A 19,285-nucleotide genomic window follows, 5' to 3' on the forward strand; every position below is an offset into this window, starting at 1 on the left:
TAGTTTTTAATAAAACTAATCATTTTTTATCAAAAATTCTTGCAATTTGGAAATTCATCGTCTTTAAAATTTTTTGTATAAATTAATATAAAATATGTAATTATTAATATTAATCCAGCTATTATAAAAGGTAACTTACTTCCAACATTAAATATAAATCCTGAAAATAAAGATCCTGCTACCATTCCTAATGCTTTAGACGAATTTTGCATTCCCATTATCATACCATAATTTTTGTTAGCTTCCTTAGATATTATACTTTGTTGTATAGGTATTATTAAAGAAATAAATGATAAAAAAATTATCACAAAAATTATTGCAATAATTAAATTTTCTATTAATGATGCTATTATAAGAGATATTCCTGAAAAAACTACAACTGCTTTAAAGAGATTCTTTTCATTAAATTTTTGTGCTAAATGAGGATTTACAAAAAAATTCATTATAAGACCTATCATTCCTGATACAAACATCACTATACCAATTACACTAGGTGATAACTTTAAAACTGCTTCAACATAATAATTTATTGTTGAATTATAGCTTGTTGTTGAAAAAGAAGTTAATGCAACTGCTATTATCATAATTCCTAGTACAGATTTTAGATTTATTTTAATTTTTTCACCTTCATATATTTTAAGTTTTTTGTTTATAGTCAAAGATGGTGTCCTTATGCTCTCTCCTATAAAAAAATTTATTAACAAGGTTATTATCAAACATACAACAAATTGAAATAAAAATGTTAATTTATATTTATTGCTTCCTATTACACCTCCCATAAGTGATCCCAAAGAACTTCCTACGTAACCAAAAGCTGAATAATATGACAAATACTTTATCCGATTCTTGTTATTGGTTATATCTGTTATATATGCCATTGAAACTGTTATATAACTTGCTGCAAAGGCACCTGCTAATAATCTAAAGATTAATATGAATATTGTATTTTTTGAAAAACCAAAACCAATTTGACTTATTCCATATCCACAAACACCATATATTAAATATCTTTTTCTTCCATTTTCATCGGATAGCTTTCCCCAAACTGGAGATGAAATAAATGTTGCAATAGACATAAAAGCAAAAAATATACCAAACATAAAAGAAGGTAATGATAATTCTGTAATTAACCTTGGAGTAACGGGATGTGCCATATTAAATGCAAACATAACAGTTAGATTTAACACAAGTAAATATCTCTTGGATACTTTTTTCATATTTATTTACACCTAGCTTTCTTTTCCTTATGTACATTTATTTTGTCAATTTTGATTTATTACTATTCCTATTAGTTAAAGTTTAATTATCCTATAACTTGTGAAAAACTTAAATTTAGCAGTATGCTTACAAACAAATGTATATGATTATTGCATTATCTGTGTCTTATTAGGCATTATTTAATATTTTTTGTATTCATATAACATTTACATATTTACTTTTATTTTCCATATAAAGAAAAAAAGAATTGAATTAATTAAAACTATAAATCAATTCAATTCCTTATGCTTTTTAAAATTCTCTATTCCTTAATTTTAAATAATTTCTTTGAAAAAATTATAAAACAAATTATAGTTGATATTGCTGCTAGTATATCTGCAACTGGTTCTGCCATTAGTACCCCTCTTAATTTATCTTCAAAAAACATAGGTAATATAAAAATAAGCGGTATTAATAAAATAACTTTTCTAAGCAGAGCTAATATAAGTGATATTTTAGCTTGACCTAAAGCAAGAAATGTTTGTTGGCACGCTATTTGTGCACCAAAAATTATAATTCCAGCAAAAAATATTCTCATACTCCATGATGTCATTTCTATTAATTTAGGATCACTGTTAAATAACTTTACAAATCCTTGTGGAGATACCATTATAAGCACCCACATAATAACGGTATAAGATAAACAACTTATAAGAAGCAATTTAAATGTTTTTTTAACTCTATTAACATTTTTTGCTCCATAGTTATAACTTATAATTGGTTGAGCACCTTGAGATAGTCCCATAAGTGGTAATAGTATTATTTGCATAATACTACTCATTATAGTCATAGCTCCAACTGCTAAATCCCCACCATAAAGTGAAAGTTGGTTATTTTGAGATATTAAAACTAAACTTTCAGTAGCTTGCATTATAAATGGAGATACTCCAAGGGCCATTATTGATAATACTATTTTTGCATTTGGAATTAAATATTTATTTCTTATCTTAAGTATACTCTTTTTACCAAATAAGAAATACAACACCCATGCTGCTGATACTGTTTGAGATAGTATTGTAGCTAAAGCTGCCCCTTTCACTCCCATATCAAATCCAAAAATTAAAATAGGATCAAGAACTATGTTTATAACAGCTCCTATCATTACAGTAGTCATACCTACTTTAGCAAATCCTTGAGTATTAATAAATGAATTCATTCCAAGAGCTATTTGAACTGCTATAGTTCCTACAAGATATATCCCTAAATAATCATTAGCAAATCCTATTGTAGCTTCACTAGCTCCAAATGCCCAAAGCAATGGTTCTTTGAATATAAAAAATCCTATTGTTAAAGCTATTCCTAATATTATTAAAGTAGAAAAACTATTACTTAATATTTTTTCAGCACCATCATTATCTTTTTCTCCCATTTTAATAGCTGCAATTGGCGCTCCACCCATTCCTATTAATGCACTAAATGCAGATATTATAAGAATTATTGGGAATGCAACTCCGACTCCTGCCATGGCTATGTCTCCATTAGCAATTCTACCTATAAATATTCTATCTACTATGTTATACAAAATATTTACAAGCTGAGCAACAATAGCTGGAAGAGCCAAACTAAAAAGTAATTTTCCTATTGGATCTTTACCTAAGTCTGTAGTTATTTTATCTGTTGTATTTTTATTCATGTTATTCACTCCTATTATCATATAGACTCAAACATTCCCTAACTATGTTTAGCATCTTAATACATAATGTTACTACAATATGTACATAATGTTAAGACACCTTGATACGTAAATTTATATTTCTACAAACTTACTGGTATTGGAATTGCCTAAAAATCATCTATAATATAGTGAAAATATTGTGAAATACATCTTTCAATATTTACTTTCATCATACCTTATTGTCTACAATTTAGCCTTTAAATTAAAATCTATGTTACGAAAATAACTTTGCTCATCTTTGGTACCTAAAAGTTCCCAAAAAATTTTATGCTTTCTCGCTTCATTATTGAATTCAATTTCAATGTTTTTATTTTTCTTTCTCATATCTCTTAACAAAATATTTAAATTATACTTTTTCCAAAACTTATAGTCATAATCAATTTTATCTAATACTCTATCTGAATTAAGAATTTCAATTTCCGGACCGCTAAGATCTCTTTCTATATTTCTTATTGTATTAGAATTCTTCCCTGGATCTAATATAACAAAATATCCATAGTCTAAATCACTTCTAATCAATCTTCCATATATCTGTTTCATTTTTATACATAGTTGAGGATAATTAACTTCTTGGTATCTCTTACTTTGATATGTTGTTATAGCTTTTAATATTGGGTAATCTATACTATAATTAGGTAATTTATCTAACATCACACATGTAAGTCCCTCTCCAGCTATGTCTATTCCTTCAAAGAATCCCTTTCCCCCTAATACTATAACACTTCTATTTTTATCATTTAGAGATGAAATAGCTTTTCTATTTACATGAACTTCTATCTTTGTTCCACTAGTTAATAATTGCAATTCATCAAAAACTTCTTGTTTTCTATTGTTACTATTAAATAAAACAAGTATATGTCCATTTAACTTTTTAGCAGTATTAAATATAAAATATGCCATATTCTTAGTGTAATTTGGACTATCATAAGAACCTATATCATTTAAAGCAAATATTTTTGTTCTTTGTTTTAAATTAAATGTGGATGGAATTATAAACTCATCAGAATTTTCTTGACCTAAATGTTTCTTTATCTTTTTAAAAGAATTTTCTATTCTTAAAGTTGCTGATAAGAAAGTTGTACTTTTTACTTCTTTAAGCATATGTTCATTTACTAATTCACCAACGTTTAAAGGTATATTTCTAAATGTAAATCCTTTATATTCCATATCTATTTCTAATTCTTTTGCGTAAAATGTACTTTCTTCTAAAAATTTATCTATTATATTAAAGTTATCTTTTAATTTGCCTACATAATCATTCAAACTTCTAAGCTCTTTATCTCCGTTTGTTTCATCTTCTAATGTGATATTTCTTATATAATCATTTAAAACCTTATATATTCCATATATACTTTCTTTTATATTAGATATTGGTAATCTTAAGTCCTTCATTATATCTTTTAATTCATCTTTAGGTAAAAAGAATTCAGTAGTAAAATTATACTTACCATTCGCTAATTCTATACTTCTAAACTCATTTAACAGTATAATTATATTACTATTAATCTCTTCAACTAAAAATCTCAATTTATTTAAATCTATATTTTCTCTATACCCATATTCTGCATTTAATGTCCTAAGTTGAGTATAAATACTTGGATGTCCTTTTTCTATTTGATTTAATAACTCTATGAATTCATTAGAAATAAACTCTTCACAAAAGAAATCATAGCATTTATCCATTAAATTATGAGCCTCATCAATTATTAAGTGGTTTATCTTTTTCTTTTCAGAATATGGATAACATGATAATAATGAATGATTAATAACAGTTATATTTTCACTAGGAAGTTCATTATACCTATTTTTTAAATAACATGGTTTAATGCATCTATCCAAATCACAAGATTCATTATCACAATTTATTGCTTTTAAATATTTATCAATTTCAAAATGAATATATGCCCAATAGCTTATATTTTCTATATCTCCATGTTTACCACCATCACATAATCTTCTTAAAAACAATTGAGTTAAACTACTTTCTTTGCTTTCATTAAGTGCATCACATTTATTTAATCTATCTATGCAAATATAATTTGCTTTTCCTTTCATAGCTCCATAGTTCAATTTTTTGTCTAATCCAAGTTTTTTAAGTATCATTGGTATATCTTTTTCAATAAGTTGATTTTGAAGTTCTTTGGTATTTGTAGATATAAAATAACTTGCATCTTCTATTTTCTTATTCTTTTTGTTTAAATAAGCTTTAGTTGCTGCTATAAGAAGATATGCAAATGTTTTTCCACTTCCAGTTGGTGCTTCTATAAATATTCTTTTTTCATTTTCTATATTTTCTCTTATCTTATTTGAAAAGTTCTTTTGATCTTCCCTATATTGGTAGCCAAAATCACCGCCATTATTCCATATTTCTTCATTAACTAATAGATCTTCATACTTTTCATAATCTATTGGTATTCTTTTTAGCTTAACATCTTGCCTTTTATTTTCTTCATAACTTACATAAGGATAATCCTCTATATTAAATAATATTGGCTTCAATAAATATTCTTTCCATTCCCAATGTTTTAAAAATTCATAGTCTTTATCTATAATATTATATAGTGATTTATTTTTCTTTTTACTTTCTTCTCTAATCCACTCTCTACATAAAAGTGAGTTTACCACTTTTAAAGTATCAATTGAATCTTCAAGACCTCTATGAAATTCATCTTTATCTAAAATAGTGATACTCTTTATTAAAGAATCTAAATTATACTCTTTTCTCCAAGGTTCAAGTATTGCTGAAAGTTCCATAGAATCAAATATTTCATTTTTTATCTCAGGAATATGATAAGAGAGAAATTTTCTTTCAAAGCCTCTATTATGGCAGATAAGTGGCAAATCTTCTAAAAAAACTAACAACTCCTTCTTTATATCTTCTAAGTACTTTGAGTTCATAAGCTCTTCCTCTTTTAACCCCTGACAAAGTTTATAAATGCTTACAGGAACATTTCCCTTAGGTCTTATTAGTACCTCATATGTAGTTACACTTGAATTTTTTATTTTAACTGCACCAATTTCGATTATTTCACAGTTGTTTTCGTCTAATCCTGTTGTTTCAATATCTAGATATATAACATTATCTAAAATGCTTTTTAATTGTTCCATAATATACTATTAACTCCTAGTATTTAAATAATTTAAATATGTGTTTTTTAATAAATCTAATAAAATTATATCATAATACAATTCTTCACTAAATCTATTCCTAATCTTAAATATTATTAGCTTTATAAGCTTTAATAATTCTATACTTTTCTTATACAATAAAAAAGTTCCAGACATAATAAATTTATTATATCTGGAACTCTCCAAATAATTTACTAAATCACTTTTTGCATCAAGTATTATAAATAAATATTTATAATTATTATACTTACATATAACTATATTCTTGATATTTAGTGTGATTTAGCTTCATTATTTTTGAAAGGAATTAAGTTTAAAACTTATGTTTGTAATATAGATGTTTTCTTATTACTTTGAACAAGAACACCATTGATTATTTGTAGCAGTTTTTTCATGTTTTTCAAATGGTTCTTTAATATCATAATTTTTAGGTACTGATGACCAGTTATTACAAGTGGCGCTTTTTCCTGATGTATCATTCACTGTTTCTTTAGTCAATGGTGTTTCCTTTTCATGGCATGAACATCCATTACAAGTCTTAAGGTTACTGTTATCATGATGACCACAACTTCCGTTTTCATTACTCATAACAAACACTTCCTTCCTACACATATAGCTTGTGTAAAAATTAAGTTTTTATGCTTTTTTATTCTGGAAATTCACACCATTTACTACTTAATTTTACTTGGTATGTGTATACTTTTCTCCTGTACTATCATTAAATCCTTTAACATGATAATGTTCAGTTAAAGGATTAGACGCTATATTTGACATTTGATTTTCTGTAACCATTCCAAGGTCGTGATATCCTTCCCCATTATAACGATTAACATTTTTTTCTTCTTCACTACAAGATCTTTTAGGTGTATACATCTTAAACACTTCCCTTCTACACTAATATATTGTGTAGAAAAAAAAATTTTATTCACTGCTTGTTCCTAATTCATTTAGTACTTCTAAAAATAAATTATACATTTCTACTTCATCATCTTCTTTGATTAGTACAATAAGTCCATAGAAAGATATCATTAACATATAGCATAGTATTGATATAGTTCCAAGTTTTTTTATATACAGACTAGTATAAGCAAAAACAGCACTTGCCGTTAAGTTAGTTAAAAGAGATGCCTCTATTCCGCAGCCTCCACTTAAATAAGAACCTAGCTTTGTTTTAACATATATCTTTTCCATGCTCATGTTTATATTTTCTGCTTCATACCATTTTTTAACCTTGTCATACATTATATATAAAGTCTTATCTCTATTTTTAGTAAGTTTAAGTAAAATTTTAAAAGTCTTCTTATATTTTTTTGCAATTTTAGGAGTATAAATTTTGTATTCATCAGTATATCTATTTTTCAACTCTTTATTAGTATTAGAATGCAAATATCTTATTTTTATATTGCTCTTATCTTCCAATATACTTTCCTCCAGAATTTTTCAAGAAGATTGTTAAACATTATTCCTAATAATATAAAATATTCTTATATACTTAAAATATTGCAAATGTATTTTTAATTATTATAAGTCTTACTTTATAAATATATTATTTCAGCATGTTTATTATTAAAAATTTAATCTGGTAATCCCACATTTTGCAATCAAATTCTTAAGTTCTTAAATTCTTAAATTTAAATATTCTTTTATTTTTAGAATTTTCTAAACAAAAAAGAGCCTATTATATTCAACATATAATAGACTATTTTTCATGCTTAAAGTTCTATTTTAAATATGTGTTGATATATACAATAGGTAAAGTGGCATTGTATATATCAACACTCTACTAAAACAGAGCATTTATTTAAAATCTTTTAAAAGTGCAGCAAATGGATTATCATTAAATTCTTCTGCTTCCTTCTTCATTTTTTTCATATAATTATTAACTTCTCTTTTATCTACTTTGCCTTTTTTATCAAATCTCTTTTTGAATTGTGATGCTTTTTCTCTAAAATTACAATTTGTATTTGGACAAACATATATTTGACCTTCACCATGTCCTCTAAGTTCTAATTTCTTCTTACATTCAGGACATCTAGCATTTGTTATTTTAGATACACCTTCTCTGTGACCGCATTCTCTATCTTGGCATACATTCATTACGCCATTTTTGCCCTTAACTTCTAGCATGTATTTTCCACATACAGGACATTTTTTACCAGTCATATTATCGTGAATGTATTTATCATTACTGAATTTAACATCTTGAACTAAAGCTGTTGCATAGTTTCTCATGTTAGAAATAAAATTATGAACATCTTCTTTCCCATTACTTATATCATCTAGTGTCTTTTCCCACTTAGCTGTAAGAAGAGGTGATTTTAAATCTTTTGGTACTAAATCAATAAGTTGCTTTCCTTTTGATGTTGGATATAAATCTTTACCTCTTTTTTCTATTACGAAAGAATTAAATAACTTTTCTATTATGTCTGCTCTTGTAGCAACAGTACCCAATCCTCCAGTTTGACCTAAAGTCTTTGCTGACTCCTTATCTAGCTGAATATATTTTTGAGGATTTTCCATAGCTGATAAAAGTGTACCTTCATTAAATCTTGCTGGTGGTTTAGTTTGATGATTCTTTATTTCTATAGAATTTATCTTTAACTTATCACCTTTTGATAAATTAGGAAGTACTTGTTCTTTTAATACACCGTCTTCACTTGTTTCTTCAAGATCATCATTTTTATCATAAACCATCTTCCAACCTTTAGATTTTATGACTTTACCTTTAGCTTTAAAACTTTCATTTCCAATCTTAACTTTAATTGAAGTCTGAATATATTCAAAAGGTGGTAATAACACACTTAAAAATCTCTTTATAACTAAATCATAAATATTTTTTTCTTCCTTGCTAAGCATTCCAAGTGATACCTTTTGTTCTGTTGGTATTATAGCATGGTGATCACTTACCTTTGAATCATCAACAAAGCTTTTACTACCATGTATAGTTCCTTTTAATATTTGATTAGCAGATGATGAATAATTTCCAACAGATATAGCTTTTAATCTTTCTTTAAGCGTTGGAACTATATCTCTTGTTATATATCTTGAATCTGTTCTTGGATAAGTTAATATTTTATAGTTTTCATAAAGTCTTTGCATTATAGATAAAGTTTGTTTAGCTGAATATCCAAATATTCTATTTGCATCTCTTTGAAGTTCAGTTAAATCATATAAAGCAGGTGAATATTGTTTTTTATTGCTTTCGCTTATTTCTGAAACTTCGCCTTCTTTACCCTTTAATCCTGATATTAATTTCTTTGCTATCTCATTGTCATATATTCTATTATTATTATCATTAGATGACCACTCCATAGCTAAATTATTATTTTTAGCTATTATAGTATAATAATCCTTAGGCTTAAAATTTTTGATGTCCTCTTCTCTTTGAACTATCATAGCAAGTGTTGGTGATTGAACTCTTCCAGCTGATAATTGAGCATTATATTTGCAAGTTAAAGCTCTAGTAACATTAAGTCCTACAATCCAATCTGCTTCTGCTCTTCCTTGGGCTGCTCTATATAAATTTTCATAAGCAGAACCTGGTTTTAAATTTCTAAAACCATCTAAAATTGCTTTATCCGTTTGAGATGAAATCCATAGTCTTTTTATTGGCTTTTTAACTCCAACCTTGTCTATAATCCATCTAGCAACTAATTCTCCTTCTCTTCCTGAATCTGTTGCAATTACTATCTCAGTTATATCATTTCTAAGCATTTGTTTTTTCACTTCATAAAATTGCTTAGAAGTTTTCTTTATAACACATAACTTCATATTTTTAGGAAGCATTGGAAGAGTTTCCATACTCCATTTTTTATATTTATCTCCATATCCTTCTGGATCTAGTAATGTAACTAAATGACCTAATGCCCAAGTTACTACATAATTATTTCCTTCTATATAAGAACCTTTATTTTGATTACATTTTAATACCTTAGCTAAATCTCTTCCTACTGATGGTTTTTCAGCTAATACAAGAATTTTACTCATTATTTTCTTCCTCTCTCAAAAGAACTCTATTAAAATCTAATTTATAATATAAATTTTAATAGAGCTCTATTTTTGTGTCATATAATTTAATTATATCATAAAGTTATATGTGATATTATGATCTATAAACTTTAGTATATATCTTTCATAATGTTTCTTTATAAAATTTATAAATTATTATTTTATCTTATTCACTATCTAATAGATAATACAGATTTTTATAAACCACGAGCTCATGTGATAATATTCTTACTCACTTAAACCTACTTAAATTTAAAGAATCTTTTGAACTCTTCCGACTACATTATCTTCAAGCATAACTTTAATTCCTCTATGATGATTAGAAGAATTAGTAAGAATTCTCTTAACTATTCCTTCAGTTAACTTTCCTGTACGTTGATCCTCTTTCTTGACAACTAATACCTTAGAACCTATTTTTATATCACATCTATTTGTTCCATTCATAACAGCATTCTCCTCTAAAATTCTTAATGTCTATTGCAAATTCTAACAGTCTTTTACTATCTGCTATCAACTCAATAAACACTTTATTTAATTGTTTATTTATCAATCTATTTTATTTCTCATTATTTTTACACAAGATATTACACTTAACTTGACAATTCATCATATATAAATTTCACAAATAAATATACTACCTCAACTTAATGTTGTGTAAATGTAAATATTGATGTTATTCTTAATAAATCTAATAATATTACTATATTAATAAATATTATTATTCCACAAAAAGTAAATTCCAATTGACTATTAGTTTTTATTTTACCTAATGATATTTTCTTTTTACTTAAGGGATAAAACCAAGGTAATCCCCCAATTGTACAACTATCTAAAATCAAATGAGAAACTATTCCTAAGAATAACCCATTAATAAAAATCAATTGAAGTGTATCTTTAACTGGATATGTCACTATTAAATATAATATTAAATATAATAACGGTGAATGAAAAAGCTTTCTATGACCTGCTAATTTATTTATAACTCTAGATACCGGCTTTGCTTTGTTTCCAATATAACTACTTTTATGATCAATATCCGGTAAAAGACTTCCTAATATAGAACCGCCAACAAATATAGTTACTGGTAATAATTCAATATTGTGCATTTGTGAAGTTATATAAAAACTCGCTAGAATACCTCCATTTATATGAGTTTTATAATTCATTTTTATTCTCCTAATTTTTCTTTGGTTTCTATTAGTATATTGGCTATTATACTACATATTCGCCATATTTCCAAAAAATTAGATATAAAATTGATATTTATTTGCAAATCAAATTAGAATTTACTAAAAAATACACTAAAAAAGCATCTAAACATATAAATTATTTTAGATGCTTCTTAGCTTAATATTTAATTTTTGAAAATTATAATTGAATAAATTCTAATCAGCTTAAATTTAGTTAAATATTTTTGTTACTATGACCTTATTAATTTTCTATCATTGATAATAAATCTTGAACCGCTTTTTTTACCTTGCTAGGTAATTTGTCTAATGCTTTTTCTCTTTTTCTTTCATCTTGTATTTGAGCAATTCTAAGTACTTCTTGTTGAAGTCCAGGTACTCCCTTAAGATCTCCAACTGTTTTATAAAATCTTTGAGCAAATACTGGATCCTGCATTTTTTGTTGAACTTTCATTATCAGCTGATAACCATTCATTTAAAATCCTCCTACTTAAGTTATCATTTCATACTCTTATAGTATTCAGATTTAATATAAATGGTACGAATATTATAAACTTCTTAAATTTCTGTTAAATTCAAATTTTAATCTCATTTCATCATAATTTTCAAGTATTATATCTAATCTTTTAATAAATTCTTCTTTATCTCTTGGTAATTTTCCAGACATTTGTATAAAATTTGATTCATGTTTTGAACTAAACAATGTATTTTCATTAACATTTAAGTTTTTTATCAAAGTTCTTAATTCTACTAATCTTTCTAATTCTGTTGCTTCTTTGAATTTTCCAAGCAAGCAATCTGAATTTAACTTTGTTCCTGACATTAATATTAAAGATAATGGAAAAATCCCCTTACTATTTACTTTATTTAATAATTTTGCTGTATCAGTAGCATTTCTTATTCCTTTACCTGCTCCAGCAACACCAGTCATAACCATACAATAATATCCTATTCCTGCTTCATCTAATTTTCTTAATTGCTCTAAAGCGTCTTTTGAAGCATTTCCTTTATTAATATTTAAAAGAACCTCATCATTTCCACTTTCTAAACCAATATATAAATCATTGATTCCAAGCTTGCGTAATTCTTTTAATTCATCTATAGTCTTTAATTTAATGCTTTTTATTGAAGCATACATAGCTATTGTCTTACATTTAGGTAAATACTTTCTTATTAAAATAGCTATGTTTTTTAATTCTTCTGTATTTAAAATAAATGGATCTCCGTTTAATAAATAAATTCTTGAATCATCTTTATGTAATCTACTTGCTTCTTTTAAGTCCTCTTCTATTTGATTCAAGTCCTCTTTTTGAAATTTTATATTTTTATACATGTTACAATATGCACAGCTATTATGCGAACATCCTGATGTTACTTGTAATAATAAAGTATTTGATTCTATTGGTGGTCTATAAATAATTTTATCGTAATTCATAAAAAATACCTCTACTATTATAATATTATTCTAATTTACACTAGATAAACATTATTTGTAATCATAATGTTTAATCAATTATTAAACATTTTATCCATAATTTATCTAATTTAAACACTTTGTAACTATTCCGTTTTTAAATAAATTTAAGTCATGGAACAATGGTTAATTTTAATAACAAATGCCATAATGCTCTAGAATTTATTGAAAGCAATATAAAGAATTTTCTTTAACTAATAAGTTAGTTAAATCTTTGCACATATCTTTTAATAAATTATCACTAAATTTATACAGATTTAATTTTTTGTAATATATATGCAAAACCTTGCATGTGTTGTATAATTATGTCGAAAATATAAAAAGGGGGTTCAGAATATAATGAATAATCTTAAGATAAGATTTAAACTAATAATTCTATCATTAATAGCATTAATATTAATTAGTATTATGAGTGGAATCGGATATTATTATATTGCGAAGTCAAATAAAAGCATGGCAGAAATGTATAAACAAAACTTATTAAGTATTGAATGGTTAAATGATAACAGAAATCAAGCTAGAGCTATAGAATCAGATTTATATTACATACTATTAAATATAGAAGACAAAGATACGCAGAACGAAAAATTAAAGGACATTCAAACTAGACAAGAAACTTTTAACACAAATTGGACAAACTTTAAACAAATAGCTAATGAACAATATGCACTAGATAGAATTCCTATTGTTGAAAGTAATCTTAAAAATTTCACAAAAGGAATGAATTCTGCAGTTAAACTAGCAATGGATGGAAAACAGAATGAAGCTCTTGAGGAATTTAAAACTGTTGAAAATAATCAATCTGAATTTCAAACAAACTTAAAAGAAATTGCTATATATAATTCTCAATTAGCAAATAGTCTAAATAATCAAAATAATGAAGATTTTAATCTTTCTAAAAAATTATTTGGAGTAATATTTTTTATTATCGTATGCCTTGGTTATGTAGTAACTTTTACAATTTCAAGATCTATCTCAGTTCCATTAACTACTGCTGTAAATCATTTAAAACGTGTATCCACAGGGGATTTCACAATTACTCTTCCTGAGAAGTTCATGAGAAGAAAAGATGAAATAGGTGAAATTTCAAATGCAATAACTGGTATGCAAAACTCATTAAAACTTTTGATTGGAAATGTAAAAGGTGAATCTGACAGTATTAAAACTATAGTAAACACTATTTCAGAAAATATAAATAATTTAAATGAAAATATAGAAGATGTATCCTCAACTACAGAAGAATTATCAGCAGGAATGGAAGAAACTGCTGCATCAGCACAAGAAATTAATGCAACAGCAGATGAGATAGAAAAAGCTGTTGACTCTATATCAAAAAAAGCTCAAGAAGGTGCTATAGAAGCTTCTGAAATAAATAAAAGGGCAATAACTACTAAACTCAATGTTAATAATTCACAAGAAAAAAGTATAAATATTTTTTCACAAACTAAATATAAATTACAAACAGCAATAGAAAATTCACAAGTAGTACAACAAATTACTGTATTATCAGAATCAATAATGCAGATATCAACTCAAACAAATCTTTTAGCATTAAACGCTGCAATTGAAGCTGCACGTGCTGGAGAAGCTGGACGTGGTTTTGCAGTGGTTGCAGATGAGATAAGAACACTTGCAGAAGAATGTAAAAATACAGTTATTGAAATACAAAATATAACTCAAAAAGTTGTAGTATCAGTTGATGATTTATCATCTAGTTCTAATGAATTATTAAATTTTGTTTCTGAAGATGTACAAAGTGATTATAATACAATGTTAAATATAGCAGATCAATATAGTACAGATGCAGAATTTGTAAGTAATCTTGTACTAGAATTCAGCTCTACTTCTGAGGAACTTTTAGCTTCACTCCAACAAGTAACAGAAACAATTGGACATGTATCTATGGCTTCAAATGAAGGAGCAGACGGAACTTCAAATATTGCTGAAAAAGTATCAAATATAAATGAAAAATCTAATACAATTATGGAAGAAGTACTAAAATCCAAAGAAAGTGTAGAAGAATTAAATAACCAAATATCTAAATTTAAAATTTAATATAAAAGTTGTTAATGAGATAAAAGTGATATCTAGTATTATAAAAATCTAGATATCACTTTTATAATTGCTAATTTTATTTTTATATAGTTTACACAGAGTTAATATACTTATCAACAAATTTCTTTATAGTATTCCAATATAAATCTGGATTAACTTTATGAGCCTTACAATGCCCTGCTTCTTTTACTATTAATATTTCTTTTTCACATTTCGCTGCATTATATACCTTATCTAGCATAAAATATGGTACAAATTTATCTTCCTCTCCATGAATAAATAATATGGGGGTCTTTGATTTACTAACTTGTTTTATAGCTGAAGCTTCTTTTAAAAAATATCCTGATTTCATTTTAGTAATAACGCTTGCTGCATACATTATTGGAAATTTAGGTAATTTAAACATACTTTTTAATTGATATGAAAATTCATCCCAAGCTGATGTGTAACCACAATCTTCTATGATAGCCTTAACATTACTTGGAAGATTTTCACCTGATGTCATCATAACAGTACTTGCACCCATAGAAATACCATATAATAAAATTTCAGATTCTTTATCTTTATTTACTATATAATTAATCCATTCAATAATATCTTTTCTATCGTGCCATCCCATACCAATATAATTCCCCTCACTTTTACCATGACCTCTCAAATCTGGTATTACTATATTATAACCCATTTCATAAAATGCCTTTGCTCTACTTCCCATTCTCATACCCTCACCAGTATATCCATGAACCATAACAACCCATTTTTGTGAATTATTAGTATATAAGATTTGATATCCATGAAGATTTAAATCATCAAATGACTTTATATATATATCATTATACTTTGATGTATTTAATATCCATTCTCTATCTTCTTCTCTATCCTCTCCGCTAGTTTCATCTTTCTTTACTACTTCACTTCCAAAGTTTTTGTTGCTATCAAATACTTTATCTTTTGATATATTGGGATTAAGTGAAAAATTGTAAAAATAGTTTCCTGCAAATATAAGTAAAATTATAATTATTAATAATGCAATACATATTGTTAGTATTATCTTATCTTCCATTATTATCTTTATCTCCTATTATTTAATTTATATAAATTATATACACCATACTCTTAAAACAATCATTTATTTCTTACTTTTTCATCATATAGTTATATATTATCATATTTTCAACAGACTGTCTGAAAATAAAGATTATAAAAATCAAAGTCTAATTCCACCTTATACTACAATATCAATGTTCCATTAATATATAATACAAGAAGAAAAGACTATCTCAAATATACAAATATATTTTTTGAGATAGTCTTTTTATATATCAAATTCCTAAATCTACAGACCTATATAAAATTAATATTTTAAATAATACTAACCTTATAAGTTTTAAGCTTTTTTCAAATTAACTACTACCTTAAATAAATCTCCATCAATACTAATAGTAAACTGTCCACCTTGTAATTCAACTAAACTTTTTGCTATTGATAATCCAAGACCTGATCCTTCAGTTGTTCTTGAACTATCACCTCTTTTAAACCTCTCTAGTATTTCTTCTTCAGTAAAATCAACTTGATATTCTGATATATTTTTAAATACTATTGATATATATTCATTTTCTTCAAATACTTCAATATATACTCTAGAGTTCTTCATAGAATACTTAAGTATATTAGATATTAAATTTTGGAATACCCTAAAAGTCTTTTTCCCATCAGCATATATAGATAATTTTTTTTCAGGTATGTTTTTTATAAATTGCAAATTAGATTTTTCTATTTCATTTTCAAATTCTCCTATAGTCTGTCTAATAAGAGCTACTAAATCTAAGTTCTCCATATCTAATTCTAAAGTTCCAGATGCTGCTTTTGAAGCTTCAAATAAATCTTCAATTAAAACCTTTAGTCTTAGTGATCTTTCTTTAAGAATTTCTAAATACCTTTTTTTATCTTCTTCTGAAACATTTTCTTTATCTAATAAATCTATATAATTAATTATAGAAGTTAGTGGAGTCTTTAAATCATGAGATACATTAGTAATCAATTCTCCCTTCATTTTTTCACTCTTAACTGCCTTATCTATAGCCTTGTCTAACCCATCTTCTATATTCATAACATTATTTGCTATATCCTTAAGGATTATTGCTCCTTTTACATCAATTTTATTATTATAATTTCCTTTTAATATATTATCTGTACCAATTTTTATTCTATTGATATTCCTTGCAACGAAAAGAAAATACATTATTATACATATTGTAAAAATAATGCTAGGTATTAATTTCATTACCTCATATGGCTCCATGTAAGGCCACCATCCAACATACCCCATCCAATATGCTTGTATAAATACTACAATAGCATAAGTAATAAATACTATTATTGAAATTATAAGTCTTGAAGAAGTTGATTTTATTAAAAAGCTTTCTTTCATTAACTCTTTCATTTTAAAAAGCATTTTATAAAGTAATGATTTTTTACAAATATAATTTTTTATATTTATTTCTTTATTTAATAAATATAAATTTCTTATGTCTGATACCACTAAATATATTGATATAAACTCTACTATAATGAGGGTATACAAATCATTCCAATATAGTATATCACTCCAACATACTACATCATATAAAAATCTTAAACATATTATAGATAATACAAAAATTAAACATCTTATTTCAATAAATAAATTCTTGTAAAGTCTTATTATAAAATTATCCTTTAATATTAAATATAATGTTTTTTTACATTTCAATATTAAAATAATAATCATAAAAATATCTAATAAAGTTAAAATTAGAAAAGCATATCCCTTAAAATTTTCTTCATTTTTTTCATTAATGTCATTGGCTATTTCATCACCACTTTTTAATGGGTTCGATATCCTAACAATAACTTGTTTATTATTATAAAGATTCTGTATTCCATAATAATTATGTGTTCCATTAATGGATTCTTTTAAACTGTTTGAAACATTAATTTCTTCTGGAACTTTATAATTAATATTTAAAAACATAATATAATACTTATAATTGCTTTGAGTTTCATTTATAATATCATTTTTTGATTTACCTTTAATATTTGTTATAGGTTCTTCTTCTTCATTCTTTTCTATATAATATTCTACATTTCTATACTCTGCAAGATATTGATATTTGTCTTCTAAGTAATCTTGTATACTTTTTATACCCTCTTCTCTATATGCTTCATCACCTTGTTTAAGCTTTTCCTCTAATTTATTGCGTCTATCTACCATTTCATTATAATATTCATTGTGTTCTAGAAATTTAAGCTTTTCCTCATCACTTTCAGGTAAATTATTGTTTTCTTCATTATCACTCATAAAATTTTTAATTTCATTTGTAACATCATTCAAACTACCTCTATCAACATTCTCTAAGTATTTTATTTGATTTTGTATAGCTTCTTCTTTTAGACTTCCATCTGATTCATTAACATAATAATTCATGTCCCTTGCTGAGAAACATACATCATTCATAACATCTACTAAAAATTGTTCAACCTTCGTATTATTTTGAGCTCTAATAAATTTATTGGATGAGCTCATAAAAATAGGTAAAATCATAATACATAAGAGTAAAATCAATAAATTAGTATATCTGATTTTTTTGTTATTTTTCAATTTTGTATCCAATTCCCCACACCACCTTTAAATATCTTGGTTCTTTAGGATTTATTTCTATCTTTTCTCTTATCCTTCTTATATGAACGGTAACTGTATCCACATTGTTAAAGACCGGTTCATTCCAAACTCTTTCATAAATTTCTTCAATGGAAAAAACCCTATTTGGATTATCCATAAGAAGAGTCAAAATCTTAAATTCCAATGGAGTTAATCTTATATTCTCACCATCTACAAATACTTCTTTACTCTCCTTATTTAGTTCTATCCCTCCTACTGTAATCACATTGTTATTTTCTTTTAAAGGAGAAAACTTAGTATACCTTCTTATTTGAGAGTTAACTCTTGCTATAAGTTCTAGTGGATTAAATGGCTTAGTTATATAATCATCTGCCCCTAAGTTTAAACCTAATATCTTATCGGTATCTTCTGATTTAGCTGAAAGCATTATTATTGGAATCTGTTTTTCTTCTCTTATCTTAATAGTAGTTCTAGTCCCATTCATATTCGGCATCATTATATCCAATATAACAAGGTGTATATCTTGCTGATCTATAACTTCTAATGCTTGTATACCATCATAAGCTTTGAAAATTTTATACCCTTCGTTAACTAAATATACCTCTATTGCTTCAGTTATTGTCTTATCATCATCAACAACTAAAATATTGTAACTTTTCATTTGATCCTCCTTAATAATTTAAAATTCATGTTAATTTTACCATATTTTATTAGTTGATAGAAAATCTAATCCTTTTAGGCTTTTAAATATGCCTTATCTTTATAATAAAAGTAAAATATTACAAAACCCTCATTGAAATTCTTAAGAATTTCGAAAGAAAAAACTGACTTAAAATTAT

At 25.7% G+C, this 19,285-nt stretch carries 15 protein-coding genes; 1 reads left to right on the forward strand and 14 read right to left on the reverse strand.

The annotated features are described in order from the left end of the window. Window positions 1-29: 29 nt before the first annotated feature. The 11 genes from NG901_RS03565 to NG901_RS03615 form a co-directional block, all read right to left on the reverse strand. On the reverse strand, window positions 30-1,217 hold the full coding sequence (locus NG901_RS03565) for an MFS transporter (protein ID WP_252212368.1): 1,188 nt from the start codon (window positions 1,215-1,217) through the stop codon (window positions 30-32). A gap of 302 nt (window positions 1,218-1,519) precedes the next feature. After that, on the reverse strand, window positions 1,520-2,890 hold the full coding sequence (locus NG901_RS03570; RefSeq protein WP_252212369.1) for an MATE family efflux transporter: 1,371 nt from the start codon (window positions 2,888-2,890) through the stop codon (window positions 1,520-1,522). Between the two features lie 225 nt (window positions 2,891-3,115). After that, complete coding sequence (locus NG901_RS03575; protein WP_252212370.1) at window positions 3,116-6,040, reverse strand: helicase C-terminal domain-containing protein; 2,925 nt, start codon at window positions 6,038-6,040, stop codon at window positions 3,116-3,118. A gap of 369 nt (window positions 6,041-6,409) precedes the next feature. Continuing rightward, a complete protein-coding gene (locus NG901_RS03580; protein ID WP_252212371.1) occupies window positions 6,410-6,649 on the reverse strand; it encodes a hypothetical protein in 240 nt (79 codons plus the stop codon). A gap of 93 nt (window positions 6,650-6,742) precedes the next feature. Then, entirely contained in the window at window positions 6,743-6,934 is a 192-nt protein-coding gene (locus NG901_RS03585) for a hypothetical protein (protein ID WP_252212372.1), read from the reverse strand. A 48-nt stretch (window positions 6,935-6,982) separates the two neighbouring features. Next, entirely contained in the window at window positions 6,983-7,480 is a 498-nt protein-coding gene (locus tag NG901_RS03590) for a hypothetical protein (RefSeq protein ID WP_252212373.1), read from the reverse strand. Between the two features lie 378 nt (window positions 7,481-7,858). After that, entirely contained in the window at window positions 7,859-10,048 is a 2,190-nt protein-coding gene (locus tag NG901_RS03595) for a DNA topoisomerase III (protein ID WP_252212374.1), read from the reverse strand. Window positions 10,049-10,321: 273 nt separating this feature from the next. Continuing rightward, window positions 10,322-10,513, reverse strand: coding sequence for a YwbE family protein (locus NG901_RS03600; RefSeq protein WP_252212375.1), 192 nt, complete (start codon window positions 10,511-10,513; stop codon window positions 10,322-10,324). A 200-nt stretch (window positions 10,514-10,713) separates the two neighbouring features. Beyond that, window positions 10,714-11,235 (reverse strand): metal-dependent hydrolase, encoded by a 522-nt coding sequence (locus NG901_RS03605; protein ID WP_252212376.1) that lies wholly within the window; start codon window positions 11,233-11,235, stop codon window positions 10,714-10,716. Between the two features lie 265 nt (window positions 11,236-11,500). Beyond that, the gene (locus NG901_RS03610; protein WP_012424825.1) at window positions 11,501-11,731 is read right to left on the reverse strand and encodes a hypothetical protein; all 231 of its coding nucleotides are present in this window, start codon (window positions 11,729-11,731) and stop codon (window positions 11,501-11,503) included. Window positions 11,732-11,803: 72 nt separating this feature from the next. Continuing rightward, window positions 11,804-12,691 carry a radical SAM protein gene (locus tag NG901_RS03615; protein WP_252212377.1) on the reverse strand — a complete coding sequence of 296 codons (888 nt, stop codon included), beginning with the start codon at window positions 12,689-12,691 and terminating at the stop codon, window positions 11,804-11,806. Between the two features lie 378 nt (window positions 12,692-13,069). Here NG901_RS03615 and NG901_RS03620 point away from each other — a divergent pair, with 378 nt between their 5' ends. Next, window positions 13,070-14,785 (forward strand): methyl-accepting chemotaxis protein, encoded by a 1,716-nt coding sequence (locus NG901_RS03620; protein ID WP_252212378.1) that lies wholly within the window; start codon window positions 13,070-13,072, stop codon window positions 14,783-14,785. Window positions 14,786-14,876: 91 nt separating this feature from the next. Here NG901_RS03620 and NG901_RS03625 read toward each other — a convergent pair whose 3' ends face one another. From NG901_RS03625 to NG901_RS03635, 3 genes are all read right to left on the reverse strand, one after another. Continuing rightward, window positions 14,877-15,848, reverse strand: coding sequence for an alpha/beta hydrolase (locus NG901_RS03625; RefSeq protein WP_252212379.1), 972 nt, complete (start codon window positions 15,846-15,848; stop codon window positions 14,877-14,879). A 324-nt stretch (window positions 15,849-16,172) separates the two neighbouring features. Beyond that, window positions 16,173-18,437 carry a sensor histidine kinase gene (locus tag NG901_RS03630; RefSeq protein ID WP_252212380.1) on the reverse strand — a complete coding sequence of 755 codons (2,265 nt, stop codon included), beginning with the start codon at window positions 18,435-18,437 and terminating at the stop codon, window positions 16,173-16,175. Continuing rightward, window positions 18,415-19,107 carry a response regulator transcription factor gene (locus tag NG901_RS03635; RefSeq protein WP_252212381.1) on the reverse strand — a complete coding sequence of 231 codons (693 nt, stop codon included), beginning with the start codon at window positions 19,105-19,107 and terminating at the stop codon, window positions 18,415-18,417. The genes NG901_RS03630 and NG901_RS03635 overlap by 23 nt, the downstream gene beginning before the upstream one ends. Window positions 19,108-19,285: the final 178 nt, after the last annotated feature.

The organism is Clostridium sp. CMCC3677 (assembly GCF_023845585.1).
GTDB lineage: Bacteria > Bacillota > Clostridia > Clostridiales > Clostridiaceae > Clostridium > Clostridium aquiflavi.